At 71.9% G+C, this 24,942-nt stretch carries 27 protein-coding genes and 1 tRNA gene; 11 read left to right on the top strand and 17 right to left on the bottom strand.

Annotation, left to right across the window (positions count from 1 at the left end; genetic code table 11):
* Window positions 1-55 precede the first annotated feature (55 nt).
* The 5 genes from rplJ to glp form a co-directional block, all read right to left on the bottom strand.
* On the bottom strand, window positions 56-589 hold the full coding sequence (gene rplJ / locus B3G12_RS04925) for a 50S ribosomal protein L10 (RefSeq protein WP_055085305.1): 534 nt from the start codon (window positions 587-589) through the stop codon (window positions 56-58).
* 299 nt (window positions 590-888) lie between these two features.
* The gene (gene fdhD / locus B3G12_RS04920) at window positions 889-1,725 is read right to left on the bottom strand and encodes a formate dehydrogenase accessory sulfurtransferase FdhD (RefSeq protein WP_094394952.1); all 837 of its coding nucleotides are present in this window, start codon (window positions 1,723-1,725) and stop codon (window positions 889-891) included.
* Entirely contained in the window at window positions 1,725-2,909 is a 1,185-nt protein-coding gene (locus B3G12_RS04915; RefSeq protein ID WP_290499414.1) for a molybdenum cofactor biosynthesis protein MoaE, read from the bottom strand. Before B3G12_RS04915 ends, fdhD begins: the two co-directional genes overlap by 1 nt.
* Window positions 2,906-3,367 (bottom strand): cyclic pyranopterin monophosphate synthase MoaC, encoded by a 462-nt coding sequence (gene moaC, locus B3G12_RS04910; protein WP_055085421.1) that lies wholly within the window; start codon window positions 3,365-3,367, stop codon window positions 2,906-2,908. The genes B3G12_RS04915 and moaC overlap by 4 nt, the downstream gene beginning before the upstream one ends.
* 98 nt (window positions 3,368-3,465) lie before the next feature.
* Window positions 3,466-4,959: a gephyrin-like molybdotransferase Glp gene (gene glp / locus B3G12_RS04905; protein WP_055085302.1), complete on the bottom strand. Its 1,494-nt coding sequence runs from the start codon at window positions 4,957-4,959 to the stop codon at window positions 3,466-3,468.
* A 91-nt stretch (window positions 4,960-5,050) separates the two neighbouring features.
* Here glp and moaA point away from each other — a divergent pair, with 91 nt between their 5' ends.
* Genes moaA through B3G12_RS04890 form a run of 3 tightly spaced genes read left to right on the top strand, consistent with a single transcriptional unit; the run spans window position 5,051 to window position 7,697 of the window.
* On the top strand, window positions 5,051-6,127 hold the full coding sequence (gene moaA / locus B3G12_RS04900; protein ID WP_055085299.1) for a GTP 3',8-cyclase MoaA: 1,077 nt from the start codon (window positions 5,051-5,053) through the stop codon (window positions 6,125-6,127).
* 3 nt (window positions 6,128-6,130) lie between these two features.
* Complete coding sequence (locus B3G12_RS04895) at window positions 6,131-6,394, top strand: MoaD/ThiS family protein (RefSeq protein ID WP_290499402.1); 264 nt, start codon at window positions 6,131-6,133, stop codon at window positions 6,392-6,394.
* Between the two features lie 40 nt (window positions 6,395-6,434).
* On the top strand, window positions 6,435-7,697 hold the full coding sequence (locus B3G12_RS04890) for a molybdopterin molybdotransferase MoeA (protein ID WP_290499400.1): 1,263 nt from the start codon (window positions 6,435-6,437) through the stop codon (window positions 7,695-7,697).
* Window positions 7,698-7,919: 222 nt separating this feature from the next.
* On the opposite strand, the gene B3G12_RS04885 is transcribed toward B3G12_RS04890, so the two are convergent.
* The 6 genes from B3G12_RS04885 to B3G12_RS04860 all read right to left on the bottom strand — a co-directional run bounded on the left by B3G12_RS04885 (window position 7,920) and on the right by B3G12_RS04860 (window position 12,076).
* Window positions 7,920-9,086, bottom strand: a complete 1,167-nt coding sequence (locus tag B3G12_RS04885; RefSeq protein ID WP_290499398.1) for a GNAT family N-acetyltransferase — start codon at window positions 9,084-9,086, stop codon at window positions 7,920-7,922.
* Between the two features lie 259 nt (window positions 9,087-9,345).
* Window positions 9,346-10,056, bottom strand: a complete 711-nt coding sequence (gene rplA / locus B3G12_RS04880) for a 50S ribosomal protein L1 (protein ID WP_144941735.1) — start codon at window positions 10,054-10,056, stop codon at window positions 9,346-9,348.
* Window positions 10,057-10,143: 87 nt separating this feature from the next.
* Complete coding sequence (gene rplK / locus B3G12_RS04875) at window positions 10,144-10,575, bottom strand: 50S ribosomal protein L11 (protein WP_055086197.1); 432 nt, start codon at window positions 10,573-10,575, stop codon at window positions 10,144-10,146.
* A 133-nt stretch (window positions 10,576-10,708) separates the two neighbouring features.
* On the bottom strand, window positions 10,709-11,626 hold the full coding sequence (gene nusG, locus B3G12_RS04870) for a transcription termination/antitermination protein NusG (RefSeq protein WP_144941733.1): 918 nt from the start codon (window positions 11,624-11,626) through the stop codon (window positions 10,709-10,711).
* Window positions 11,627-11,672: 46 nt separating this feature from the next.
* On the bottom strand, window positions 11,673-11,939 hold the full coding sequence (gene secE / locus B3G12_RS04865; RefSeq protein ID WP_055086193.1) for a preprotein translocase subunit SecE: 267 nt from the start codon (window positions 11,937-11,939) through the stop codon (window positions 11,673-11,675).
* 64 nt (window positions 11,940-12,003) lie between these two features.
* A tRNA-Trp gene (locus B3G12_RS04860) sits at window positions 12,004-12,076 on the bottom strand.
* 239 nt (window positions 12,077-12,315) lie between these two features.
* On the opposite strand from B3G12_RS04860, the gene B3G12_RS04855 reads away from it, so the two are divergent.
* Together B3G12_RS04855 and B3G12_RS04850 are read left to right on the top strand one after the other, a co-directional pair.
* Complete coding sequence (locus B3G12_RS04855) at window positions 12,316-13,527, top strand: pyridoxal phosphate-dependent aminotransferase (protein ID WP_290499394.1); 1,212 nt, start codon at window positions 12,316-12,318, stop codon at window positions 13,525-13,527.
* Window position 13,528: 1 nt separating this feature from the next.
* Window positions 13,529-13,894, top strand: coding sequence for a hypothetical protein (locus tag B3G12_RS04850; RefSeq protein ID WP_055086191.1), 366 nt, complete (start codon window positions 13,529-13,531; stop codon window positions 13,892-13,894).
* Between the two features lie 98 nt (window positions 13,895-13,992).
* On the opposite strand, the gene B3G12_RS04845 is transcribed toward B3G12_RS04850, so the two are convergent.
* From B3G12_RS04845 to ppk2, 3 genes are all read right to left on the bottom strand, one after another.
* The gene (locus B3G12_RS04845; RefSeq protein WP_244944713.1) at window positions 13,993-15,204 is read right to left on the bottom strand and encodes a PepSY-associated TM helix domain-containing protein; all 1,212 of its coding nucleotides are present in this window, start codon (window positions 15,202-15,204) and stop codon (window positions 13,993-13,995) included.
* Window positions 15,205-15,283: 79 nt separating this feature from the next.
* Entirely contained in the window at window positions 15,284-15,514 is a 231-nt protein-coding gene (locus B3G12_RS04840; protein ID WP_290499390.1) for a hypothetical protein, read from the bottom strand.
* A 26-nt stretch (window positions 15,515-15,540) separates the two neighbouring features.
* On the bottom strand, window positions 15,541-16,452 hold the full coding sequence (gene ppk2 / locus B3G12_RS04835; protein ID WP_172644385.1) for a polyphosphate kinase 2: 912 nt from the start codon (window positions 16,450-16,452) through the stop codon (window positions 15,541-15,543).
* A gap of 232 nt (window positions 16,453-16,684) precedes the next feature.
* Here ppk2 and B3G12_RS04830 point away from each other — a divergent pair, with 232 nt between their 5' ends.
* Complete coding sequence (locus B3G12_RS04830) at window positions 16,685-17,716, top strand: 6-phosphofructokinase (protein ID WP_290499386.1); 1,032 nt, start codon at window positions 16,685-16,687, stop codon at window positions 17,714-17,716.
* 123 nt (window positions 17,717-17,839) lie between these two features.
* Here the strand turns inward: B3G12_RS04830 and B3G12_RS04825 are convergent, their stop codons facing one another.
* The 3 genes from B3G12_RS04825 to B3G12_RS04815 all read right to left on the bottom strand — a co-directional run bounded on the left by B3G12_RS04825 (window position 17,840) and on the right by B3G12_RS04815 (window position 20,437).
* Window positions 17,840-19,099: a YgfZ/GcvT domain-containing protein gene (locus tag B3G12_RS04825; RefSeq protein WP_290499385.1), complete on the bottom strand. Its 1,260-nt coding sequence runs from the start codon at window positions 19,097-19,099 to the stop codon at window positions 17,840-17,842.
* A complete protein-coding gene (locus tag B3G12_RS04820; protein ID WP_055085600.1) occupies window positions 19,096-19,713 on the bottom strand; it encodes an FABP family protein in 618 nt (205 codons plus the stop codon). The genes B3G12_RS04825 and B3G12_RS04820 overlap by 4 nt, the downstream gene beginning before the upstream one ends.
* A 115-nt stretch (window positions 19,714-19,828) precedes the next feature.
* The gene (locus B3G12_RS04815) at window positions 19,829-20,437 is read right to left on the bottom strand and encodes a hypothetical protein (protein WP_094394968.1); all 609 of its coding nucleotides are present in this window, start codon (window positions 20,435-20,437) and stop codon (window positions 19,829-19,831) included.
* Between the two features lie 290 nt (window positions 20,438-20,727).
* Here B3G12_RS04815 and B3G12_RS04810 point away from each other — a divergent pair, with 290 nt between their 5' ends.
* The 5 genes from B3G12_RS04810 to B3G12_RS04790 all read left to right on the top strand — a co-directional run bounded on the left by B3G12_RS04810 (window position 20,728) and on the right by B3G12_RS04790 (window position 24,918).
* Entirely contained in the window at window positions 20,728-21,417 is a 690-nt protein-coding gene (locus tag B3G12_RS04810; protein WP_055085596.1) for a response regulator transcription factor, read from the top strand.
* Window positions 21,418-21,449: 32 nt separating this feature from the next.
* Complete coding sequence (mshD, locus tag B3G12_RS04805) at window positions 21,450-22,361, top strand: mycothiol synthase (RefSeq protein WP_055085594.1); 912 nt, start codon at window positions 21,450-21,452, stop codon at window positions 22,359-22,361.
* 81 nt (window positions 22,362-22,442) lie between these two features.
* Window positions 22,443-23,393, top strand: coding sequence for an NUDIX hydrolase (locus B3G12_RS04800; RefSeq protein ID WP_144941725.1), 951 nt, complete (start codon window positions 22,443-22,445; stop codon window positions 23,391-23,393).
* A gap of 38 nt (window positions 23,394-23,431) precedes the next feature.
* The gene (locus B3G12_RS04795) at window positions 23,432-24,253 is read left to right on the top strand and encodes a thymidylate synthase (RefSeq protein ID WP_055085589.1); all 822 of its coding nucleotides are present in this window, start codon (window positions 23,432-23,434) and stop codon (window positions 24,251-24,253) included.
* Complete coding sequence (locus B3G12_RS04790) at window positions 24,250-24,918, top strand: dihydrofolate reductase (protein WP_244944715.1); 669 nt, start codon at window positions 24,250-24,252, stop codon at window positions 24,916-24,918. Before B3G12_RS04795 ends, B3G12_RS04790 begins: the two co-directional genes overlap by 4 nt.
* Window positions 24,919-24,942 lie beyond the last annotated feature (24 nt).

Genomic DNA, 24,942 nt, shown 5'->3' with positions numbered 1-24,942 from the left:
GAACACGGGCGCTTTCCCGGGGGTGAACCCGGGGCCCGGTGGATCCCCGAGGGAATCAGGCGGCGTTCTCGCCCTGTTCGTCCAGCTTGGCCCGCAGCGCGTCCGCGGTGCGGACGGTCTTGGACAGCGGGGCCTGGAACAGCGCGGCAGCCTTGGACAGTGATGCCTTGGCGGCACCGGCGACCTTGGCGAGCAGGACCTCGCGGGACTCGAGGTCCGCGAGCTTCTCGATCTCGGTCTCGTCCATCGCGACGCCGTCCAGGTAACCGCCCTTGACGACCAGCTGGGGGTTGTCCTTGGCGAAGTCACGCAGGCTCTTGGCTGCCTCGACGGCGTCACCGGAGACGAACGCGATGGCCGAGGGGCCGATGAGCTGGCCCTCGAACGCGTCGATCCCGGATTCGCGCGCCGCGATGGCGGTGAGCGTGTTCTTCACCACGGCGTATTCGGCGTTCTCACCGAGAGAGCGACGCAGCGTCTTCAGCTGAGCCACGGTGAGCCCGCGGTACTCCGTCAGGACAGCAGCGTGCGAGTTGGAGAACAGCGTCTTCAACTCTGCAACCGCGGCAGCCTTTTCAGGATTCGCCATGGTGCTCCTTCCTTACATGTGGATGCCGGCTCCGCGCGCCCCGAGGGGTGGCACGACAAAAGCCCCGCGCAGATGCCCGGGGCTCGACCACGTCCGACCGTCCACGCGTGAGCATGGTGGGTCCGGATGAAGGATTCGTGCTGGTTCACCTGCGCTGGACGGATCCCGTCTCCGGGAACCTCTTCGACCACGCGCACCGAGGCGCGCATGATGACCGGCGGTCTTTGGTGGTTTCACAGTACCCCAGGCACGCGGAGCGGACCAAATGCCCGGCGGACGGGAGCGACGACGCTGCGGGGTCAGTCCCCGGTGATCCGCTCCGGGTGGGTGTAGACGTTGCACGTGCCGCGGCGGTTGAACCCCACGACCGTCACCCCCCGCTGCCGGCCGTGCTCCGCCGCGAGCGCCGAGGGCGCGCTGACGGCCGAGAGCACGGGGATCCCGGCCATGGCCGCCTTGCTCACGAGCTCGAAGGAGCCCCGCGCGGAAACCTGCAGCACCGTGTCCCCCAGCGGCAGCAGCTCGCGCTGCACCGCCCAGCCGATCACCTTGTCCACCGCGTTGTGCCGCCCCACGTCCTCGCGCACCACGAGCGGTTCGCCCCCGGCCGCGGGGAAGAGGGCCGCGGCGTGCACCCCGCCGGTTGCGTCGAAGACCCGCTGGTGCTCCCGCAGCTCGTCCGGCAGCGCCACGATCCGCGCGGCCGCCACGAGAGGGCGCGACGGGGCCACGGGGTGCGCGGAGGGTTTGAGCACGCTGTCCAGCGAGGGCGTCCCGCAGACGCCGCACGAGGAGGATGTGAAGACCTGCCGCTGCTCCCCCCGCTGCGGGCCGGGGGCATCCGGGGCGAGGCGGACGTCCACCACGTTGTAGGTGCGGTGCCCGTCCTGGTCCACGCCTGAGCGGTAGTCCATCTTCACCACGTGGGAGATCCGCGTGATGACGGCCTCGCTCAGCAGCAGCCCGGTGACGAGCTCGAAGTCGTCCCCGGGGGTGCGCATGGTCACGGTGAACTGTTCACCGTTCAGCCGGACCTCCAGGGGCTCCTCCCCCGCGAGCCGGTCCGGTCCGGCGGCGACCTCGCCGTGGGCGTCGAACGTGCGGACCCGGGCGGGCACGATGATCCGGGCAGCCATCAGTCGTCCAGACCCACCCATGCGTGGGCGCCGTCTTGGAATCTCTCGCGCTTCCAGATGGGAACCGACTCCTTGATCCGGTCCACCACGTCCGCGCATGCCTCGAAGGCCTCCCGACGGTGCGCGGCGGCCACGGCCACCTCCAGGGCGCTGTCCCCTACGGCGAGCGCGCCGATCCTGTGGGCGGCCCACACGCGCGTGCCGGGGTGCGCCGCGGCGGCCAGGGCGACGACGTCGCGCAGCACCTCCTGCGCCGTGGGGTGCGCCGTGTACTCCAGGCCCGTGACGCCCGTGCGCCCGCCGTCGTGGTCCCTGATCACGCCGCTGAAACCGACCACGGCGCCGCAGGCCGGATCGGCGACGGCGCGCTGGGCCTTCTCCGCGTCGAGCGGGTCCGCCGTCAATGCCGAGAGCACGACGACGCCCGCCGTCGTTGCCCGTCCGGCTGCCGGGGTGCCGGTTGCGGCTGCGCTGGTGACGCCCGTGCTCAGTGCAGCGGGCCCGGGGGACGCCGTACGGGGGGAGGGGGCGCGGTCGCTGGCCGCTCCATCACCCGCCGCTTCCGAGGCCTGCCCGGCGGGGACGATCTCGTCCGCGGACTGCGCCACGCGGCGGTCCTCTCCGTGACCGTGGACGTCCTCGAGCTGGGCGCTGATGTGGTCCAGCAGCGGGTCCAGCACGGCCATGCCGTCCTTGACGCCGCCGCGCGAGCCCGGGAGGTTCACCACGAACGTCTGGCCCACCGTGCCGGCCACGCCGCGGCTCATCACGGCGGTGGGGGTCTTCTCGAGCCCCTTGCTCCACAGCGCGTGCATGATCCCCGGGGTCTCCCGCTCCACCACCCGGGCGGTCGCCTCCGGGGTGACGTCGTCCAGGTTCAAGCCCGTGCCGCCGGAGGTGATGACGAAGCGCGACGCGTCCGCGCTGGCCGAGTCCGCGGTGAGCTCGCGCAGGGTCGCGAGGACGTCGGGACCGTCCGGGAGCACCCGCACCGCGACGTGGACGCCGCGGCGTTCGAGCCATGCGGCCAGCAGCGGCCCGCAGCGGTCCTGCGCGGTCCCCGCCGCGGCGGACGTGGAGACGATGAGCACCACGGCCCGCCGCCCCTGGAGGTGGAAGTCGCCGTCCTCGTGCCGGTGGGGAGGGCGCTCGCTGCCCACGTGTGCTCGTGCCTGCTCGCTCACTGCCTGCTCCAGTCGCCGCTCTTGCCGCCGGACTTGGCGAGCACCCGGGTGTCGGTGATCGTGGCCGCCTTGTCCACCGCCTTGATCATGTCGTACAGCGTCAGCGCCGCAACGCTCGCGGCGGTCAGCGCCTCCATCTCCACACCGGTCACCCCGCGGGTCCGCACGGTCGCCTCGATGATCACGCGGTCCCCGCCCGGCGTGAGGTCCACGCTCACCCTGCTCAGCGGCAGGGGGTGGCACAGGGGCACGAGGTCCGGGGTGCGCTTCGCGGCCATGATTCCCGCGACGCGCGCCACCGCGAGGGCGTCCCCCTTGGGCAGCTCCCCGGTGCTCAGCAGGTCGACGACGTCCGGGCGGGTCACCAGCACGGCTTGCGCCGTGGCCTCCCGGGACGTCACCGCCTTGTCCGTGACGTCCACCATGTGGGCCGTGCCGTCCTCGCGGACGTGGGTCAGCCGCTGCTGCCCGCCACTCTCCTGCTCTGCCTCCGTGGGAGCCTGGTCAGTGCCGTGCTGAGGGTCGTGTCGGGGGTCGTGCTGGGGGTCGTTCTCGCTCACTCGTCGTCTCCTTCGTCCTTCTCGTCTGCTCGTCGCGTGGTGTCGTGGTCCAGCCCGGGGCTCGCGCACCGGGCGCGTGGTCTCGTCGTGTCCCCGCCAGGCTCGCACGGCTCGCCCGCACCGCCCAGCGCGAGGACGCCTCCCGCCACGGGCAGCACGGCCACCGCGGCTCCGGCGGGCAGGGGCGCTTCCCCGTGCGGGATGCGCACCAGGACGTCCGCGCGCGCGGCGGCCGTGAGCAGGTGCGAGGACGCCCCGCCCACGAGGGCGACGCGAGCCGACCCGGCGTCGTCGTGACCCGTCACGCGGCCCCGCCGCAGCTGGGTGCGCGCCGGGAGGGGCTGGACTTCCTCGGTGAGCACCGCCGTGCCCCAGCGCGGTGCCTCGCAGCAGCCCCAGACCGCCGCGAGCGCGTCACGCAGCAGGACCTCGCACGAGACCCACGTGCTCACGGGATTGCCCGGCACGCACACCACGGGAGTCCCGCGGAAGACGGCGTGGCCCTGGGGACCGCCCGGCTGCACGGCCACGTGGCCGAACCACGCGTCCTCGCCGTGTGCTTCGAGCCCCTGGCGCACCACCTCGAAGGCCCCGGCGCTGATGCCGCCGCTCGTGACCACGAGGTCCGGGCGCAACGAGCGGACGGCCTCCTCCAAGCGCTCCACGAACAGCGCGGGGTCGTCGCTGACCCGCAGGCACGCGACGTCCTCCGCGCCCGCCTCGCGCAGCCACGCGTCCAGCAGCGGACCGTTCGCGTCGTAGAGGGTCCCCGGTTTCAGCTCGGCGCCGGCGGGGACCACCTCGTCCCCGCCGCTGAGCGCGAGCACGCGCGGACCGCGGCGCACGAGCACCGTGGCGTCCGCGACGAGCCCCAGGGCGGCGCACGCTCCGATCGCGGCCACGCCGAGCCGGGTGCCCGCGGGCAGCGCCACGGCTCCCCGGGCGACGTCGCTGCCCACCGGGCGCACGAAGGTCCCCTCGGCCGTGGTGTCCGCCAGCCCGGCCGGAACCGTGATGGTGGGGGTGTCGAACCGCGGCGGGTCCACCCTCTCCACGGGGAGCACCGCGTCCGCGCCCTCGGGAATCACGGCACCCGTCATCACCGCGGTCGCCGTGCCCGGTTCGTGGTGCACGGGCCCCGCGCCGGCGGCCCGCGTGCCGTGGACGGGCAGGGTCACGGAGCCGCCGCCCTCGATCCCAGACCCGGCCGCGGTGCCGTTCCCGCGCGCGGTCCCAGCACCGGGCTCGGTCCCGTCCCCAGGTGCCGTCCCGCTCTCAGGCGTGGCGGCGAGGTCCGCGACCCGCACGGCGAAGCCGTCCATCTGGGAGTTCGTGTGCGGGGGCAGGTCCAGGGGCGCCAGGAGGTCCTCGGCGAGCACCCGGCCGGCCGCCTGCGCGAGCGGCAGCGCCACGGCGTCGTCGCCCGGGCCGTGCGTCCGGGCGAGCAGAGCGCGCAGGGCGCGCTGGTGGGATTCGATGCTGCGGGCCATGCCTCCAGGGTAGCCACCCACCGCACGGCCGCCTCCGCCCACACCGCCCGGGCCCGGCCGACCCGTTGGACAGCCCTCCTACACTGGGAGCATGTCCGTCTTCCTCGGTAGTCCCCAGGTCCTTCCCACGCGCGGGGTGCCCACGCAGGGTCCGCTGACGGACCGCTTCGGGCGCACCGCCACGGACCTGCGGATCTCCCTCACCGACAAGTGCAACCTGCGCTGCACGTACTGCATGCCCGCCGAGGGGATGCAGTGGCTGCCGCGGGAGTCGTTGCTCAGCGCCTCGGAGGTGGTGCGTCTCGCGGCCATCGCCGTGCGCGAGTTCGGGGTCCGCGAGATCCGCCTCACCGGTGGTGAGCCCCTCATCCGCCCGGACCTCGAGGAGCTCGTGGGCGCGCTGCACGAACGCCTGCCGGGACTGCCCATCTCCATGACCAGCAACGGCATCGGGCTGGCCGCTCGCGCGCAGGGCCTCGTGGACGCCGGGATGACCCGCGTGAACGTCTCCCTCGACACCCTGTGCGCGGAGACCTACCGGACTCTGGCGCGCCGGGGAAAGCTCACCGAGGCCCTGGCCGGTGTGGCCGGGGCGCAGCAGGCGGGGATGAGCCCCGTGAAGCTCAACGCCGTGCTGATGCGCGGCATCAACGACCACGAGGCACCCGAGCTGCTGCGCTGGGCGCTCGAGAACTCGTGCGACCTGCGGTTCATCGAGCAGATGCCCCTGGACGCGGACCACGGGTGGACGCGCACGGACATGGTGACCGCCGCCGAGATCCGGGAGCGTCTCGCCACGCAGTTCGACCTCTCCGAGGACACCGCGCCCCGCGCCGGCGCCCCGGCGGAGAAGTACCTCGTGCGGGCGCTCGGGGGCGGGCCCGTGCTGGGGACGGTGGGGATCATCGCCTCGGTCACCGAGCCGTTCTGCGAGGACTGCACCCGCACGCGCATCACCGCCGAGGGCCACGTGCGCTCGTGCCTGTTCTCCCACCACGAGACCGACCTCATGCACCTGCTGCGCGAGGGCGCGTCCGACGACGCCGTGGCCCAGCGCTGGCGCGAGGCCATGTGGGTCAAGCCGCGCGCCCACGGCATGGACCACACCGGTCTGGACTCCGGGGACTACGTGCAGCCGGACCGCAGCATGAGCGCGATCGGGGGCTGAGCCGTGCTGGTCCGCTACTTCGCCGCCGCCGCAGCCGCCGCCGGGGTTCCCGAGGAGCACGTGGCCTCGCACACCGCCGTCACCCGGGACGAGCTGCAGCAGCTGCTCGTGTCCCTGCACCCCGTCCCGCCCGCCGGGGAGCCCGCGCTCGCGCAGGTGCTGCCGCGCTGCTCGTGGCTCGTGGACTCGGTGGCCGCCCGCGATCCCCAGGTCCCGGTCTCCCCCGGTGCCACCGTGGACGTGCTGCCGCCCTTCGCGGGGGGATGAGAACGGGCCCGCCGACAGTCCCCCGAGAAGAGAGCCCCCGATGACACCTCCGCCGAATCCCCCGTGGGCGCAGGAGCTCCACACCCTGCACCACGCCTCCCGGGAGGCCGCCACGGCCCACGCGCACCGCACGGGGGCGGCCCTTGCCACGTCCCGTGGTGAGGCGGTCTGCCGGGACCTTCCGCTCGACCAGGCCCCGGGGCGGATCCTCGCCCGCGACGTCCAGGCCGTGTGCGCCGTGCCGCACTACGCCTCCAGCGCGATGGACGGCTACGCCGTGAACGGCGAGGGCCCCTGGCGCCTGGTCGGGGACCGCGCCGCCCATGAGACGGAGGGGTCCGCACCCCTGCCGAGCGCCGCGTCCGCCGGGGCGCTGGAGCCGGGGACCGCCGTCGTCGTCGTCACCGGGGGCGTGATCCCCGAGGGCGCCACCACCGTGGTGCGCGAGGAGTACGCGCGGAGTGACGGGGAGCTCGTGGCGCTCGCCGACGACGCCCCGCGCTCCGAGCTCGCGGGCCGTCATGTGCGCCCGGCCGGAACGGAGTGCGCGGAGGGCGAAACGATCCTCACCGCGGGCACCGTGCTCTCCCCCGCGCACGCCGCCTTCGCCGCGGTGGCCGGGCTGGACGCTCTGCCCCTGCGCGGCGCTCCGCGCGTGGCCCTGCTGCTCACCGGCTCCGAGGTCCTGAGTCACGGCGTTCCCGGCCCGGGCCGCGTGCGGGACGCCTTCAGCATGTCCCTGCCGCACGTGGTGCGCGGCCTGGGCGGGGAGGTGGGGGAGATCCGTCGCGCGCCCGACGACGCCGCGGCCCTCGAGACGGCCCTGCGGGAGCTGGGCGCCGAGCACGACCTCGTGGTCACCACGGGCGGCACCTCGCGATCGCGGGCCGATCTGGTCCGGCCGCTCCTCGAACGGCGCACGCGGCTGCTCGTGGACCAGCTCGACATGCAGCCCGGTCACCCGACCCTGCTCGCGGCCGCGGAGCGCGCGGCGGTGCTCGCGCTGCCCGGCAATCCCCTGGGGGCGGTCGTAGCGATGACGGCGCTCGGCGGCGCGTTCACGGCCGGTTTCCTCGGCCGCGCACCCGCGGCGGGCGTGCCGGTCACCGCCGGGGCGGACATCACCGGCGGCCGCGCGGAGCGGCTCGTGCCCGCGCGTGCGGAGGACGGCGGCTGGCTGCCGTGCCGGTCCGTGGGCTCCAACATGCTGCGCGGCCTCAGCGCCGCTGACGGGCTGCTGTGCGTGCCGCGCGGCGGACTGTCTGCGGGTGGCACGACGACGGCGCTGCCGCTGCCCTGGTGAGTACCGCGCCCGAGGCGGTGCCTGGGCAGGCACGGCCTCGACGACTGCCACCCGGTGAGTGCTGGCCGGGCCGGGGCTGCTCGGATGGGGGCTACTCGGGCGGGGACTGCTCCGGTGGGTGCCGTCTCGGCGAGTGCTGACCGGTGGGTGCGACCTGGGCCGCACTGCCCTGACGAGGCACGGCCCGGTGAGGCTGTGGCGTCGTGACCCTCAGCGCGCCGGTCAGACGATGCTGAAGTCCTGCTCCCAGATGGCCGACTGGCCGGCGTCGCGGAAGCCGAGACGGGCGTTGACCCAGTTCATGCGGTCGTTGCCGCTGTGGGTCCACGAGTAGACCGTGCTGACCTCCGGGGCCACCACCGCCAGCTGCTCGAGGTTCGCGAGCTTGAGACGCATGCCCAGCCGGTGGCCGCGGTGCTCGCGCACCACCAGCGTCTCGTCCTGCAGGGCGAGGGCGGGCTGGTGCTGGGCCAGGATCAGCTCGGTCATGCCCACGAGCTCACCCGTGCGCACGTCCTCCACGACCGCCATGAGGGAGCGGTCGCCGTCCTCCTGGCGCAGCTGCTCGGTGCGGCGCACCCGCTGCCCGTCCCACGGATCGGGATCGGTCACCAGGGGGCGCACGAACGAGTCGGTGGGGATCTTCGCGTGCAGCCGGGCAAGCGGCTCCAGCAGCTTCTCCGGGGCCTCCCCCACCCACGTGTGCATGCGGTAGTGGTCCGCGAAGGGGGTGTCCGCCAGGGAGTCGTGCAGCCGGTCCAGCCGGTCCCCAGCCAGTGGGACGGGCAGCAGGGCGAAGCTGCTCACGGTGCGCAGCTCGTAGCCGGCGTGCTGGGCGAAGCGGGTCTGGCGGTGGCTCGCCGGCAGCCGGCCGGAACCGTCCGCGGCCTCAAGCCACTGCACGGGCCCGGCGGTCTCCACACCGCCGTCCGTGGTGCCGTCCACGCTGCCGTCCCCTGGGCCCTGGGGATCCCGCGCCTCGGAGGCAGGGTGCTCCGTCACGAGGCGCAGGAAACGGCGGGATTCACCGTGCGCCAGCTGCTCGGCAGCACCGAGCAGGCCCCGGCCGATGCCCTCCGAGGTCTCCTCAGGGTCCACGTGGACCACGATCTGGGCCATGTCCGTGTCGTCGAGCAGCGGCATGCGCACCTCCGCGCGGCCCACCAGGCGGTCGCCCAGGAACGCGCACAGGATGTTGACCCGCTCGTAGGGATCCTTGAGGTCACGGAAGATGTCCTGCGCGTCGTTGCTCAGCTGGCTGGTCCCCCAGACGTGCTCTCGGCACGACTGCACCAGGGAGGCGAGGCCGCCGAGGGTGTGCCTGGCGTCGTCGTCGAAGGCATCGGGGATGCGCAGCAGCTCGATGCGTACGGGTGACGGGTGCGTCACAGTGCTCTCCTTCACTGCCGTTCTCGAGCCCGAACGGCACCGCGGCAACGGATCTGCACGGACTCCGGCCTCAAGTACATCACGATTGCCTGGGCATCCCCGGGTGCCGGGCGGGATCGCCAGGGGGCGCCCAGGTGCCCGGGACGACGCTCGGTGCGACGCCCGGGCATGGAAACAGGGCCCGGCCTGGGACGGCACGGGCCCTGCTGCCACGATCGGAAGGAGCGGGCACCGGGATGGGCGCCCGCTCCCCACCGGGTCACGCCTGGGGGATCACCTCGGTGGCGTTCGGGTCCACGGGCACGCCCGGACCGAACGTGGTGGCCACGGTGGCCTTGGTGATGTAGCGGCCCTTGGAGGCGGAGGGCTTCAGACGAAGCACCTCCTCCAGGGCGGCCGCGTAGTTCTCGGCGAGCTTTTGCGCGTCGAACGACGCCTTGCCGATGATGAAGTGCAGGTTCGAGTGCTTGTCGACGCGGAAGTCGATCTTGCCGCCCTTGATGTCGTTGACTGCCTTCGTGACGTCCATGGTCACGGTGCCCGTCTTCGGGTTCGGCATCAGATTGCGGGGCCCCAGGATCTTGCCCAGGCGACCAACCTTGCCCATCATGTCCGGGGTGGCCACGGCGGCGTCGAAGTCTGTCCAGCCGCCCTGGATCTTGGCGATGAGGTCGTCGGAGCCCACGAAGTCCGCACCGGCCGCCTCGGCCGCAGCGGCCTTGTCGCCCGTGGCGAAGACGACCACGCGGGCAGTCTTGCCAGTGCCGTTGGGCAGGTTCACCGTGCCGCGGACCATCTGGTCCGCCTTGCGGGGATCCACGCCCAGGCGCATGGCCACCTCGACGGTGGGGTCCGACTTGCTGCCTTCGGCCAGTTCCTTGGCCAGGGCGACCGCCTCGGCGGGGGCGTAGAACTTGCCCGCCTCGATCTTCTCGGCAGCTGCCCGGTATGCCTTGCTGCGCTTTGCCATCTGCTTCTTCTCCTTGTGCAGTTGTGGTCTGCGGACCGCGCTCGGCCCTGCCACGAATGTCTACGTGCTGGTGAGTCCGGAAGGGACTCAGTTGACCTCGATGCCCATGGAACGGGCGGTGCCGGCGATGATCTTCGCCGCGGCGTCGATGTCGTTGGCGTTGAGGTCTTCCTTCTTGGTCTCGGCGATCTCACGGACCTGGTCCATGGTGATCTTGCCGACCTTCGTGGTGTGCGGGACACCGGAGCCCTTGGGCACGCCGGCAGCCTTCTTGATCAGCTGGGCGGCCGGAGGGGTCTTGGTGACGAAGGTGAAGGAGCGGTCCTCGTAGACCGTGATCTCCACGGGCACGATGTTGCCGCGCTGGGATTCCGTGGCCGCGTTGTAGGCCTTGCAGAACTCCATGATGTTGACGCCGTGCTGGCCGAGCGCGGGACCCACGGGAGGAGCCGGGTTGGCGGCACCCGCCTGGATCTGCAGCTTGATGAGGCCTGCGACCTTCTTCTTCTTGGGAGCCATGTGATGGTCCTCTTTCTGGCTGTGCGTACCGCCGCACAGGAGCGTACGACGGCGGGTGGTCGCCGTGGCGCGGCGACCGGACGGAAGTGCCCCGGACCAAAGCGCATCCGGGGAGATCCGAAGTCTGTGGCGACTAGATCTTGGTGACCTGGTCGAAGCCGAGGGTCACGGGGGTCTCGCGCTCGAAGATGGAGACCAGCACCACGAGCTGCTGGGATTCCACCTTGATCTCGGAGATCGTGGCGGGCAGCGTCTCGAACGGGCCCTCCTTCACGATCACCGACTCGCCGACCTCGAAGTCCACCGTGATCTGCGGGGCGGCGCCGCCCTGGGCACCGGACGCGGAGCCGGCGGTCTCGCCGACGCCCTTGGCCTTCTCGGGGGTCTCGAACGTGGGCGCGAGCATGTCGAAGACCTCGTCCAGACGCAGCGGCGCCGGGTTGTACGCGTCCTGGCCCACGAAGCCGGTGACACCCGGGGTGTGGCGGACCGCGCCCCAGGAGGCGTCCGTGAGGTTCATGCGCACGAGCACGTAGCCGGGGATCCGCACGCGGCGCACGGTCTTGCGCTGCGAGTTCTTGATCTCCACGACCTCCTCCATGGGCACCTCGATCTGGAAGATGTCCTCTTCCATGTTGAGGGACTGGATGCGGGTCTCGAGGTTCGTCTTCACGCGGTTCTCGTAGCCGGCGTAGGTGTGGATGACGAACCAGTCGCCCTCCTGGCGGCGCAGCTTGGCCTTGAACTCGGCCACCGGGTCCACGTCGTCCTCGACGGTCTCCTCGGTGACCTCCACCGTCTCGGTGGGAACGGCCACGGGCTCCACGGCGCCCTCGGCGACGTCGAGGTCCGCCTCCTGGACGGACTGCTCGGCAGTGGGCTCCGGGGCCGTGGTGTCCTCGGCCTCCGGGGTGGCGTCCTGGACGTCGTCCGTTCCGGCGGTCTCCGCCGCGCTCACGCTCTCCGTCGACTCGTCCTGCGCAGCGTCAGCCGAGGGGGCGTCGGACTGTGCGGGCTGAGTGGCGTCGTTCTCGAGCTCGTGATCGCTCACTGGGGATTCCTGCTTTCTGTGGACGTCTGTGAAGTGCTGGAGGGGGTCACTGGGCCTGGGTGCCGTTACCGAAGAGCCAGATGGCCACCTGGCCGAAGCCGAGGTCCAGCAGGGAGATCAGCACCATCATGAATGCCACGAAGACCAGGACCACCAGGACGTAGTTGACCAGTTCACGCCGGGTGGGCGTGACGACCTTCTTGAGCTCTCCCACGACCTGCCGGAAGAACAGCCAGATCCTGCCGAAGAATCCGCGCCTGCGGTCCGCATCGGTGGGCTGGCCAGGGGTCTGTCCCGTGGCGGTGTGCGACATCGGCTCTCCCCTGCGTGAAGCAGCTGCTCGGCGGTGGTGTGTGTGCCGTGGATAGGTCGTGAAGCAGGGCAGACAGGACTCGAACCTGCAACCTGCGGTTTTGGAGACCGCTGCGCTACCAATTGCGCCACTGCCCTTCAGTGCCCGCACCGCGAGTGCCTCGCTGCTCGGAACACGGTGCCTGAGCCTATCACCGGGGCGTTCGCCCGAGCGACGGTCCCGCGCGGAAATGACCGCACGGGTGGCGGCACCAACCAGTCATGCTACGCGCACGCCCCGTTCCGTGCAAAGCCGGAGGTGGGCGACCTAGAGTGGAGGCAGCGTCCGGGTCCGGCACCGCGGCCCGACATCCAGCCAGCCAGGAGAGTTGATCACCATGTCACCATCGCAGCAGCGGATCTCGCGCCGGATCGGGGCGATCGCCGAGTCCGCGACCCTCGCCGTGGACGCCAAGGCCAAGGCGCTGAAGGCGCAGGGACGGCCGGTGATCGGCTTCGGCGCCGGTGAGCCGGACTTCTCCACTCCGGACGACATCGTGGCCGCGGCAGTCCAGGCGCTGCAGGACCCCGCGAACTTCCGCTACTCCCCCGCTGCCGGTCAGCCGAAGCTGCGCGCGGCGATCGCGCGCGCCACGGCGCGGGACAGCGGCTGGGACGTCGAGGACTCGCAGGTGCTGGTGACCAACGGCGGCAAGCAGGCGGTCTACCAGGCTTTCCAGACCGTCGTCGACGACGGCGACGACGTCCTGCTGCCCGCCCCCTACTGGACCACCTACCCGGAGGCGATCCGACTGGCCGGCGGCAGCCCCGTGGAGGTCTTCGCGGGTGCTGAGAACGACTACAAGGTCACGCCCGAGCAGCTTGAGCAGGCGTGGACGCCGCGCACCAAGGCCCTGCTGTTCTGCTCCCCGTCCAACCCCACCGGCTCCGTGTACACCGCGGAGGAGACCCGGGCGATCGGCGAGTGGGCCGCCGCCAAGGGCATCTTCGTGATCAGCGACGAGATCTACCAGCACCTGACCTACGACGGCGTGGAGTTCGTCTCCATGGCCCAGGCCGTGCCCGAGCTGCATGAGAACCTGATCCTGCTCAACGGCGTGGCCAAGACCTATGCGATGACCGGGTGGCGCGTGGGCTGGCTCGTGGGGCCCAAGGACGTGGTGAGGGCCGCGACCAACCTGCAGTCCCACCTGTCCTCCAACGTCAACAACGTGGCGCAGGCCGCCGCCCTGGCCGCCCTGGAGGGGCCCATGGACCAGGTGGAGGCCATGCGCGAGGCCTTCGACCGGCGTCGTCGCACCATCGTGGACGGGCTCAACGCCATCGACGGCGTGAACTGCCCCGTGCCCACCGGCGCGTTCTACGCGTACCCGGACGTCACCGCGCTGCTGGGGCGCGAGTTCGACGGCGTCACCCCGCAGACCTCCGCCGAGCTCGCGGAGCTGATCCTCGAGAAGGCGGAGGTGGCCGTGGTCCCCGGCGAGGCCTTCGGACCGTCCGGCTACCTGCGCCTGTCCTACGCCCTGGGCGACGACGACCTCGCCGAGGGACTCGCCCGACTGCAGAACTTCCTGGGAGGGAACAACTGAGATGAGCACCACCGACACCCTGAAGAACCTCGACGCCGCGCTGCCCTCGCCGGTGGCCGTGCCGAGCTCCGTTCTCGTGGCCGCCGGGCTGATCGGCGGCTACGGCGTGGCCCGTCTGACCAAGGTCCGCTCGCTGGGCGGCGTGGCGCTGCTCGCGTGCGGCGTGGCCGCGGGGCGCACGTGGCTGGCCTCCGCTGGACCGGCGACCACCGCGGGGCTCTCCACCCTGTACATCGCGGGCTTCGGGCTCTCCCACCCGCTCGCCAAGAAGATGGGCGCGTGGCCGTCCGTCCTGGCCGTCACCGCCGTGAACGCGGGGGCCTCCTGGGCACTGGTGGACCGGCACAACTTCGCCGACGCCGCCTGAGCTGCTCCCCTGCGCGACAAGGCCGTGGGCCCCACCGGACGGTGGGGCCCACGGCCTTGTTCATGCCACATCGGGCCGAGCCCGAACGCGGAGGCCGCTCAGCCGCGCGCGGCGGCCCCCGTGCGGCGTCGTGCCAGGGCGGCGAGCAGCAGGTGCACCGCGAGGAACCCCAGCAGGGAGATCCCGAGCAGCGGCAGGAACACGCCGACGGCCACGGTCACGAGGACCAGGACCGGCCACAGCCACGCGGGTGCCGCCCGCAGTGCACCGCGCGGAGGCAGCGGACCGAGCTGCGCCGCCGCGGAACGGGTGGGACGGCGGCGCCACCACATCGCGTAGCCGCTCACCACCAGCACGACAATCGCCGCGGCGAGCGCGAGCAGCACGAGCTGGTTGGGCAGCCCGAACAGCAGCCCCATGTGCGCGGCCACGGCCCACTGCGCGAGCTTTGCCGGCAGGCTCCACTCGGAGAACCGCACGTGGTCGGTGACCTGCAGGTGGTGCGGGTCCACGGCCACGCTGTCCACCTGGGTGGGCCAGGAGCGCTCGTTCTCGGAGACCGTCCACGCCGCGCCGTCCGAGGCGGCCGGCTTGATCTCCACGGTCTGCGCCTCCAGCCCCTCCTGCCGCGCCGTCGCGAGCACAGCGTCGAAGGAACCGGGTGCCGCGGCCGGCATGTGGTGGCCGTGGTGGTGCTCGGCGTGCTCGTCCACGGGGGCCGCGCCGGAACCGCCGGACCCGCCGCCCAGGTCCGTGGCCACCTTGGGAGTGGTCCAGCTCAGGGCGAGGGCCCACAACCAGGTGGCCGCCAGCTCGCTGCAGAGCCGGCCGGGGCCCCCGAGCAGCAGGTCCCGGTGCACCGGTCGATGGTGGTGCGCAAGGGCAGCGCGCCGCTGGTGCCGTACTCGGTCATGCCACTTTTTACGCGACCCGTGCCGGGGGTCGACGAACACGGCGCGGGACTCCCCGGTGCCCAGCGCGGGGTCCGCGAACATCACGTGTGTGGTTCCGCCACCGGATGCGGGACGCACGTTCACCGGTGACTCGGTCGTGCCCACGACCCGCTGCGCCGTCTCGACCTGCCGGTCCAGAGTGCGCGGCTCGGAGAAGACGGTGCTGGTGAACGCGTCCGCGTAGACCGCTCTCCCGAACTTCGGGGTGAACACGTACAGGGTGCCGGTGACCGCGGCGACCACCAGGAAAGGACCCACGAGGATACCGGTGCAGACGTGCAGGCGGCGCAGCAGCCAGGCAGTGGTGGGGTGCGGGCGGGCCCGCGCGGACGCTCGCGCGTTCAGGGTCGTGGACATGGTGAATCACCTCTCGACGAGAACGGACCGGTGCCACCCCGGGGACAGTGCGTCCGGGGTGGCACCGGGAATGGACCGCTCAGATCGAGAGAGCGGGCGGTCCTCGTCGGGCTATGACGCGCACCGGTGACCAGGTGCGCGGGGGCAGGAGATGGGCCTGGGGAACGGGGCGCAGCGCGTGCCACGGCACGAGCACCGCGCGCAGCAGCTTTACCGCGGTGAAGAGCACGTGCACGGCGGCCGCCACGAGGCGCCACCAGCCGTCCTCGGAGTGGCGCAGGAGGACGAACGCCGCGACTGGTGCCGCCACGTGGGCCCGCAGCATGGGGCTGGCGCTCAGTCGTCCACGGCGTCGCGGCCGCGGCGCACGATCAGCGGATCCGGCGGGTACACCACGGAGGTGTCCTTGTCCTCGTAGTCGAACTGGTTGAGGAAGAAGCGCATGGCGTTGAGCCGCGCCCGCTTCTTGTCGTTGGACTTGATGGTGATCCACGGGGCGTGGTCCGTGTCCGTGCGGCGGAAGGTCTCCTCCTTGGCCACGGTGTAGTCCTCCCAGCGGTCCAGGGAGGCGAGGTCCATGGGCGAGAGCTTCCAGCGGCGCACCGGGTCGATCTGGCGGATCGCGAAGCGGGTGCGCTGCTCGTGCTGGGTCACCGAGAACCAGAACTTGGTGAGGTGGATGCCCGAGTCCACGAGCATCTTCTCGAACACGGGCGCCTGCAGCATGAAGCTCTCGTACTGCTCGTCCGTGCAGAAGCCCATCACGCGCTCCACGTTGCCGCGGTTGTACCAGGAGCGGTCGAAGAGCACGATCTCCCCGTTGGTGGGCAGGTGCTGGATGTAGCGCTGGAAGTACCACTGGCCCTGCTCGCGGTCCGAGGGCTTGTTCAGCGCCACCACGCGGGCCGCGCGGGGGTTCAGGTGCTCGGTGAAGCGCTTGATGGTCCCGCCCTTGCCCGCGGCGTCGCGGCCCTCGAAGACGATCACGTGCTTGAGGTCGTTGTCCTGGCCCCAGTACTGGAACTTCAGCAGTTCGATCTGCAGCTGGTACTTCTCGAGCTCGTAGTCCTCCCGGGACATCCGCTCGTCGTAGGGGTACCCCTCGCGCCAGGTCTCCACGGCGCTTCCACCCGGATCGATCAGGTCCGGGTCCGGCGACTGCCCGTCCCGCACCGTGTAGCCCTGGTCCACGAGCTTGTCGATGAACTCGCGCAGGTTCTCCCGCGCCGGTTCTTGCTGGGCGGTCATGGCGTCCTCCTGGTGACCTGGCGGAGCGAACGTCTCGTTCACTGTTCTCGGTCCCGATCTTAGTTCCCCGCCTCCCCCGACGGCGCACGGGCGCCACCCCGCGAGTGTCCCGCCCCGCGACGTCGTTCCCGCACCCGCGAACACCCCGTGGCACCGCGCCGTCGGGCCCGTGGCTCACTAGAATGGAGGAGCCAGGCACCACCCGGAACCACACAGGAGCACTGAGGTAGACATGCGAATCGGGCTTATGACCAGCGGCGGGGACTGCCCCGGACTCAACGCGGTGATCCGCGGCGCGGTGCTGCACGGCATCAAGTCCTACGACCACGACTTCGTCGGCTTCCGGGACGGCTGGCGCGGCGTGGTGGAGGGCGACATCATGGAGCTGCCCCGCCAGAGCGTCCGCGGTCTCGCGCGCCAGGGCGGCACGATCCTCGGCACCTCGCGCACCAACCCGTTCGACGGCCCCAACGGCGGCCCCGAGAACATCGCGAAGGTGCTGGAGCGCCACCACATCGACGCCGTGGTGGCCATCGGCGGCGAGGGCACCCTGGCCGGGGCCAAGCGCCTCGCGGACGCTGGTCTGCCGGTGGTGGGGGTCCCCAAGACCATCGACAACGACCTCCAGGCCACGGACTACACCTTTGGCTTCGACACCGCCGTCTCGATCGCCACGGACGCCATGGACCGGCTGCGCACCACCGGCGAGTCCCACCACCGCTGCATGGTCGCCGAGGTCATGGGCCGCCACGTGGGCTGGATCGCCCTGCACTCCGGCATGGCCGCCGGCGCCCACGCGATCCTGATCCCGGAGTTCCGCGTGCACATGGAGCAGGTGGCCGAGTGGGTCCGCGAGGTCCACGACCGCGGCCGCTCGCCCCTGGTGGTCGTCGCGGAGGGCTTCGTCCCGGACGACCGGAAGGAGGCCATCGCGGGCAAGGGCACCGAGGCGTCCGGCCGCCCACGGCTCGGCGGCATCGGCGAGTTCGTCACAAAGGAGATCGAGCACATCACGGGCATCGAGACCCGCAACACGATTCTCGGCCACATCCAGCGCGGCGGCGCCCCCACGGGCTTCGACCGGGTCCTCGCCACGCGCCTGGGCATCGGCGCGGTGACCATGGCCACCGAGAAGCAGTGGGGCAAGATGTGCGCCCTGCGCGGCACGGACCTCGTGCGCGTGGAATTCTCCGAGGCCCTCGACGGCCTCAAGGTGGTCCCGCAGGACCGCTACGACGAGGCCAAGGTGCTCTTCGGCCGCTGATTCCGACGACGTCTCACGGGCCGGTCCTCCACGGAGGGCCGGCCCTGCTCGTGTCCGGAGCCCGGGGACACGCAGCCCGCCATTCGGTTTGTCACCGCCCCGCCGGGGTCCATGACGGTGTGCTCAGATGCGCATTCCGCCGCCGCGCGGGCCCCGCATGAGTCCCTGCGCGCGTCCGACCACGGAGCCGGCGTCCGGGGGCACGATCACGGTCTGGGACGCGGCCCACTCCTCGCGGGCCGCCCCGGCAGCGGTGGGCTCCTGGGTGGCGGCCGCACCGGAAAGGTCCGCGGGTTCCGCCTCGCTGCCCTCCGCGCCGTCTGTGGCGGGTGCGACCACGTCGCGCACGGTGAGCACCGCAGCCGGGTCCACCGACCGCTTGAGCACGGCCAGGGCAATTGGCCCGGCCTCGTGGTGCAGCTGCGCCGCTGTCACGCGGCCTACGACCTTGCCGCCCGTCTCCACAGTGGCACCGGCCTCCGGCAGGGTGTGCTGGGAGCCGTCAAGGTCCAGCAGCGTGAGCCGGCGGGGCGGGTGGCCCAGGTTGTGCACGCGGGCCACTGTCTCCTGACCCTTGTAGCAGCCCTTGGACAGGTGCACCGCGGTACGCATCCAGTCGAGCTCGTGGGGGATGCTCTTCTCGTCCGTCTCAGCTCCCCACCGGGGGCGCCACGCCTCGATTCGCAGGGCCTCGGCGGCCCACGATCCGGCGAGGTCGATGCCAGCCTCCCCCAGCGCCGCGACGACCCGCTGCAGCGCGGACATCGGCACCAGGTGCTCGTACCAGGAGCGGTCCTCACCGGGGTGCGCCTCGGTGTCCGCGTACGGGTGGCCGCCGGGGGCCACGCCCGGCCACGGGTCGTGCCACACGAGAACAGCGGGGGCGGCGCCGTCGACGTCGCCCAGGGCCGTGGCGAGCTGCTCGCCGAGATCGCGCGTGGCGGCGAGCACCGCCCAGTCCGCGCTGACGTCCGTGACCGTCACCCGCAGCGCGAAGCGCATGGAGTCCAACCAGCCGGCCAGTCCCGGGGCCTCGTCCGCCTCCGCGATCAGCCAGGTGGTCTCGCCGTCGTCGAGCACGTGCGGAGCGAACTCCACACGGCCCTGCACGCTGAGAAAGAGGGTTTCGGTGCTCTGCCCGGGCTGCAGCCCGGTGAGCACCTGGGAGGAGAGGGTGGTCAGCCAGCTCAACCGGTCCGGTCCGGCCACGGTCACGACGCCGCGCTGGGACTCGTCCACGACCGCCCGGCCGCTCGCGAGGGCCCGCTGCTCCCGCACGGGATCGCCGTAGTGGGCCGCGACCCCCGCATCCAGGCCACCCGCGCCCACGGCTCCGTGGTGCTGCAGGAGTGCGGAGGTGTACGAGGGTGCTGCGTCAGTCACTGTTCGGGATCGACCTGTTCGAGTTTGGTGAGTTCGGCGGACGCGTGCGTGGCCAGTTCGTGCCCCTGGGCGGCCATGTCCCACGCCCACATGAGGTGGTTGTTGACGAGGCCGTAGAGACGGGTGCCGGAGAGGTACTCCTTGGCACCCTGCGCGCGGATCACGGCGTCCGTGGTCAGCTCCACGCGGGGGCCCTTGATCTGGCCGAGGTAGAGCTCGGAGATGCCGCCGGGCTGGGAGATGGTCACGGAGATGTCGAAGCCGCCGTCCGCGTTGCGCAGCTTCTCGACGTCCTCCGCGGAGGTGATGACCGGCACGGGGTCCGGGGGCAGCATGCCGGGGCCGATGTCACCGTCCTCGCGCGGGCGCGCCAGTTCCCAGAAGCCCTGCTCGTAGGTGGCCTCGCGCTGCGGCTCGCCCTCTTCGTCGAGGAGCGTGGTGCGCGCGCGGTAGACCAGGAACGGCAGACCGGTCTGCTCGAACGTGACCCGCTGACGGAAGGCGCGCTGCTCGGCGTCCCCGTAGCCCATGAAGCCGTTGCCCTCCCACGTGCCCAGGAGCCACGCGAAGGGAACGAGTTCGGGTGTCAGATCAGACGGGATCTCGATCGGCACGGCTTACATCTGCCCCTTGAACAGGCTGAAGATGACCTTGAGCGAGATGCCGAGGATGGCCAGACCCGCGAGACCGAGGAGGACGAGGTAGAAGATTTCGAGACCAAGCATGGGCTCACGCTACCACGGCGGCGAGCACCTGACCGGTGAAGACGGCGACCATTCCGAGCAGCGCCACGGGTGTCACGCCCAGGGTGATCATGCCCCTGCGCGGCAGGTTCTCCGGGGCCGCGGAGATCACGCGCGCGCCCGCCACCACGAGGATCAGTGTGAGCGGCGCCCCCACCCCGGCCACGGTGAGCCAGCCGGTCAGCCCCCGCTCGTGGGCAACCCCCGCGAAGGCTATCCAGCCCGAGGACGCCACGGCCGCCAGCACACCCGTCACGGAGGCCAAGGCGGACTCCAGCCGGTACTTGGCACCCTCGCCGCGCACGAGCTCCGCGACGCACGCGGCCATGAAGGACACGCCGATGATCGCGGGAAGCCAGACAAGACGCTGGGAGGGGTAGAGCTGCACGAGCAGGCACGCGAGGGTCCCGGCGGCGGCGATCAGCACGTTGTGGCGGCGTCGCGCCTGGATCCCGGCCGCCGCGGGCCAGCCGAAGCCAATCGTCACAGCCATGCCCACGGACACCACCAGTGGGGCCCACGACCCGAGCACCGCGGCGCCCAGCGCGAGGACGAGCGCCACCACGGCGGCGACAATGATGCGCGCGTACGTCATGTGCGGGGGTCCTTCGGGCCGGGGCGGGTTGCTGTGCTGCACCTCAGCCTAACGGCCTCGCCTCCAGCACCGGGCCAGGCGCCCCGCCCGGACCAACCCGGGTAATCAGGCGGTCGCTGGGGTGGTGGCCGTGGGCAGACCCGGTTCCACGGACCGCACCTCGGCCCGGACGCGGGCCCGCCGGTGCAAGCCACCGGCGACCGGGTGGCACGTGCTACCGCTCCTATACTGGAGCGGTCCTCGGCTGGCCCCGCGCGGGACCGGCCACCCCCGTCCGAGCGGATCCCACCGTGTCCCACATCGCCCTGCTCAGCCCCGCAGCCGACGCCGCGGCGACCGCGCTGCCTGCGCTGGAGCTGCTCTCGCACCGGGTGGACGTCCACCCCCTCGAGGCCACGGGCAGCCTCACCGGCCCGCGCCGCCCGGACGTCGTGGTCCTGGACGGCACGCACAACCTCGTGGCCGCGCGCAACGCGGCCCAGGCGCTGTCCGCCCGCGAGCGCACGCTGCCCGTGCTGCTCGCCGTGACCGAGGGCGGGATGGCGGCCGTGGCGGCGTCGTGGTGCGTGGACGACGTCGTGCTGAGCACCGCCGGTCCCGCCGAGGTCGAGGCGCGGCTGCGGCTCGTGAGCGCCGGGGGCGGGGCGGGCGCCGCCACCCATGACGACAGCGTGATCCGCGCCGGCTCCGTGCTGATCGACGAGGACACTTACACCGTGAAGGTGGGCGGGCGCCCCCTGAACCTCACGTTCAAGGAGTTCGAGCTGCTGAAGTTCCTCGCGCAGAACATGGGCCGGGTCTTCACCCGCCACCAGCTGCTCTCGGAGGTCTGGGGCTACGACTACTACGGGGGCACCCGCACCGTGGACGTCCACGTCCGTCGGCTGCGAGCCAAACTGGGCTCCGACCACGAGCACCTGATCACCACGGTGCGTAACGTGGGCTACAGCTTCGCCGGGGGCCGGGAACAGACCCCCTGACCACGCGAGCCCGCCACAACGAGGAGACAACCATGGCCGTGACAGTAACCCCGTACGAGAACGTCCCCGATCCGGAGGACCTCGTTGCCCTCGCCCAGCGGGCCGAGAGCGTGGACGGCGAGCCGCCGTTCTCGGACCAGACTCTCGTGGACCTCCGTTCCGGGCGCGCCGGCGTGAGCTGCGTGACCGCCACGGACGGTGGCACCCTGGTGGGTGCGGCCGTTGTGGTCCCCCAGCCGGACGCCGCCTCCACGTTCACCGTGGAGCTCGTGGTGGACCCCGAGCACCGCAACCGCGGGGTGGCCACGGCCATCGGCGGTCAGCTGCGCGCCATGGTGGACGGCACCGTGGAGGCGTGGGCGCACGGCAACCAGCCCGCCGCCCAGCGCCTCGCGGAGCTCTACAGCCTCAGCCCGGTGCGCGACCTCTACCGCTACAAGCGCGCCGTCGCCGGGGCACAGGACGTTCCCCTGGACGTGACGCTGCCCGACGGCGTGCAGATCCGTCCGTTCGAGGTGGGCAGGGACGAGCAGGCCTGGCTGCGCGTGAACTCGGAGGCCTTCGCCCAGCACCCGGAGCAGGGCCGGCTGACCCTGGGGGACCTGCAGGAGCGGGAGAACGCCCCGTGGTTCGACGCCGCGGGCTTCCTGCTGGCCGTGCGCGCCGAGGACCCGGACACCGTGCTGGGCTTCCACTGGACCAAGGTCCACCCGGCCTCGGGGGACGGTGCCGCGATGGGAGAGGTCTACGCCGTGGGCGTGGCCCCGGAGCAGCAGGGCTCGGGCATGGGCCGCGCGCTCACCGCCGCGGGCATCAACCACCTGGCGGAGCAAGGCTTGGACGAGGTCATGCTGTACGTGGACGCTGAGAACACCTCGGCGGTGGCGCTGTACGAGTCCCTGGGCTTCGAGCGCTGGCACGTGGACGTCATGTACCGCGGCTGAGCGCGGATAGCATCATTACCGAAATCCCCGCCCGCGGCTCGCGGGCGGGGGTGTTGGGTCTCGGACGACGGAGAACGGAACATGGCAAAGAACTCCCCCCCGGGCAAGTACGACATCCTCGCGGCGGGGTGCCTGTGCTGGCGGGTCGTGGACGACGAGCTGCAGGTGCTCGTCATCCACCGCCCCCGCTACGACGACTGGTCCTGGCCCAAGGGCAAGCAGGACGACGGCGAGACCCTCCCCGAGACGGCGGTGCGGGAGCTGCACGAGGAGACCGGGCTGCGGATCTGCCTGGGCGTGCATCTCGCGGACTCCGTCTACAAGGTGCGCCGCAACCTCAAGCTCGTGCGCTACTGGGCCGCGGAGGTCGCCCCCGGCGTCAAGGCCGCGCCGGAGGACGACGAGGTGGACCGCATGGAGTGGGTCACCGCGCAGCGCGCCCGGAAGTGGCTGACGAACAAGGACGACGTCGCTCCCCTGGACGAGCTGGTCCGGCTGCACTCGAGCGGGTCCCTGGCCACCCGCCCGGTGATCGTGATCCGCCATGCCAAGGCCAAGCCGCGCTCCTCGTGGCAGCGCGCCGAGGGGGACCGGCCGCTCGCGGCCACCGGCAAGCGCCAGGCCCTGGCCGTGACCCGGTTGCTCGCGTCGTGGCAGCCCCAGCGCGTGGTCACCTCACCGTGGCTTCGCTGCATGTCCACCGTGGTGCCCTACGCCAAGAAGCACGGCGTGAAGGTCAAGGAGCGGGCCCAGCTCACGGAGGCCACCCACAAGCGGCATCCCAAGCGTGCCGCGATGGTCACCGAGCAGCTCTTCGAGACGGACCGTCCCGTGGTGCTGTGCACCCACCGCCCCGTGCTGCCCACCGTGCTGAGGGTGCTCGGCAGGCACATGCCACCCGCCCTCGCGGAGCAGCTCCCGGACGCGGACCCGTACCTCAGTCCCGGGCAGATGATCGTGCTGCACATGCCCCGCGGCGCGCAGCGCTCCCCCGCCGTGGCCTTCGAGGTCATCTCTCCGTTCGACGACTGACCCGGCCACCGCGGCGTCGTCGTCCTGAAAGGAAACCCATGCCCACCATTCCCACCCCGTACGAGGACCTCCTGCGGGACGTGCTCGAGAACGGGACCCGCAAGACGGACCGCACGGGCACCGGCACGCTGTCCGTTTTCGGGCGCCAGATCCGCTACGACCTCTCCGAGTCCTTCCCTCTGCTGACCACCAAACGGGTGCACTTCAAGTCCGTGGCGCTGGAGCTGCTGTGGTTCCTCTCCGGCTCGTCGAACGTGCGGTGGCTGCAGGAGCGCGGCGTGAGCATCTGGGACGAGTGGGCGGACGAGGACGGTGAGCTCGGCCCCGTCTACGGGGTGCAGTGGCGCAGTTGGCCGGCCGGGCACGGCGAGAGCATCGACCAGATCGCGCGCGTGGTGGAGTCCATCCGCACCACCCCGGACTCCCGCCGCCACCTGGTCACCGCCTGGAACCCGGCGGAGGTGGAGAAGATGGCGCTGCCCCCGTGCCACGCCCTGTTCCAGTTCTACGTGCAGCCCCGCGAAGAGGGCCCGGACGCCCTGAGCTGCCAGCTCTACCAGCGCTCGGCGGACCTGTTTCTGGGCGTGCCGTTCAACATCGCCTCCTACGCGCTGCTCACGGTCATGGTGGCCCAGCAGTGCGACCTGGTGCCCGGCGAGTTCGTGTGGACCGGCGGCGACTGCCACATCTACACCAACCACGTGGAGCAGGTGGCCACTCAGCTCTCCCGTGAGCCCTACCCGTACCCGCGGCTGCGGCTCGCCCGGCGGCCGGAGTCCATCTTCGACTACCGTTACGAGGACTTCGAGGTGCTCGACTACCAGCACCACCCCGGCATCAAGGCACCGGTGGCGGTGTGAGCGCGCACGACACGTCACGGTCGCCCCTGATCGGGGGGATCTGGGCGCAGACGCCGGGCGGGGTGATCGGCGTGGACGGTGGGATCCCGTGGCACCTCCCGGAGGACCTCAAGTTCTTCGCGCGAACCACGATCGGCCACCCCGTGGTCATGGGCCGTCGCACGTGGGAGTCCTTCCCGGAGCGCTTCCGGCCGCTGCCCGGGCGCCCCAACATCGTGGTCACGTCCCGCCCGGAGTCCGTCCCCGCGGACGGCGAGCATGTCTGGGCAGTGGACTCCTACGCCACCGCGCTGCGCCTGGCGGTGTCCCTCACAGAGGATCCCCTGGCAGGGCACGACGGCGCCCGCTCCCCCGGCGGGGGCCGGGTCGCGAAGTCCACGAGCGGCGTCGTCGGCCCCCGCGGCGGTGATGGAGCAGACGCACCCGAACCCGCCCGGGAGATCTGGGTGATCGGGGGGCCGGGCGTGTGGCGCGAGGCCGCCGCGCACCCGGAGCTGCCTCTGACCCGCGTGCTCGTGACCACAGTGGACATGGACGTCCCCGGGGACACCCACGCCCCCGGGCTCGACGACGCGTGGCACCGCACGCAGGTCGAGGGGTGGACTCGGGCCGGCAACGGCACCCGGTTCCGGATCGACGAGTACGACCGCGAGCCCATGGGATAGCGTGATCTTCCACACACCCGAACG

This window comes from Kocuria sp. UBA5001, assembly GCF_002398425.1.
GTDB lineage: Bacteria > Actinomycetota > Actinomycetes > Actinomycetales > Micrococcaceae > Kocuria > Kocuria salsicia.
The sequence above is the reverse complement of the archived record's forward strand: the minus strand, read 5'-3'. Positions and strand labels throughout refer to the sequence as shown.

Bases quoted from the DNA above. Each gene is read 5' to 3' on its own strand.
- B3G12_RS04845 (WP_244944713.1), bottom strand. From the start codon at position 15,204: ATGTCCACGACCCTGAACGCGCGAGCGTCCGCGCGGGCCCGCCCGCAC.
- rplJ (WP_055085305.1), bottom strand. From the start codon at position 589: ATGGCGAATCCTGAAAAGGCTGCCGCGGTTGCAGAGTTGAAGACGCTG.
- rplA (WP_144941735.1), bottom strand. From the start codon at position 10,056: ATGGCAAAGCGCAGCAAGGCATACCGGGCAGCTGCCGAGAAGATCGAG.
- B3G12_RS04815 (WP_094394968.1), bottom strand. From the start codon at position 20,437: ATGACGTACGCGCGCATCATTGTCGCCGCCGTGGTGGCGCTCGTCCTC.
- secE (WP_055086193.1), bottom strand. From the start codon at position 11,939: ATGTCGCACACCGCCACGGGACAGACCCCTGGCCAGCCCACCGATGCG.
- B3G12_RS04850 (WP_055086191.1), top strand. From the start codon at position 13,529: ATGAGCACCACCGACACCCTGAAGAACCTCGACGCCGCGCTGCCCTCG.
- B3G12_RS04800 (WP_144941725.1), top strand. From the start codon at position 22,443: ATGGCAAAGAACTCCCCCCCGGGCAAGTACGACATCCTCGCGGCGGGG.
- mshD (WP_055085594.1), top strand. From the start codon at position 21,450: ATGGCCGTGACAGTAACCCCGTACGAGAACGTCCCCGATCCGGAGGAC.
- glp (WP_055085302.1), bottom strand. From the start codon at position 4,959: ATGGCCCGCAGCATCGAATCCCACCAGCGCGCCCTGCGCGCTCTGCTC.
- B3G12_RS04795 (WP_055085589.1), top strand. From the start codon at position 23,432: ATGCCCACCATTCCCACCCCGTACGAGGACCTCCTGCGGGACGTGCTC.
- rplK (WP_055086197.1), bottom strand. From the start codon at position 10,575: ATGGCTCCCAAGAAGAAGAAGGTCGCAGGCCTCATCAAGCTGCAGATC.
- moaA (WP_055085299.1), top strand. From the start codon at position 5,051: ATGTCCGTCTTCCTCGGTAGTCCCCAGGTCCTTCCCACGCGCGGGGTG.
- ppk2 (WP_172644385.1), bottom strand. From the start codon at position 16,452: ATGACCGCCCAGCAAGAACCGGCGCGGGAGAACCTGCGCGAGTTCATC.
- fdhD (WP_094394952.1), bottom strand. From the start codon at position 1,725: ATGGCTGCCCGGATCATCGTGCCCGCCCGGGTCCGCACGTTCGACGCC.
- B3G12_RS04855 (WP_290499394.1), top strand. From the start codon at position 12,316: ATGTCACCATCGCAGCAGCGGATCTCGCGCCGGATCGGGGCGATCGCC.
- B3G12_RS04830 (WP_290499386.1), top strand. From the start codon at position 16,685: ATGCGAATCGGGCTTATGACCAGCGGCGGGGACTGCCCCGGACTCAAC.
- B3G12_RS04890 (WP_290499400.1), top strand. From the start codon at position 6,435: ATGACACCTCCGCCGAATCCCCCGTGGGCGCAGGAGCTCCACACCCTG.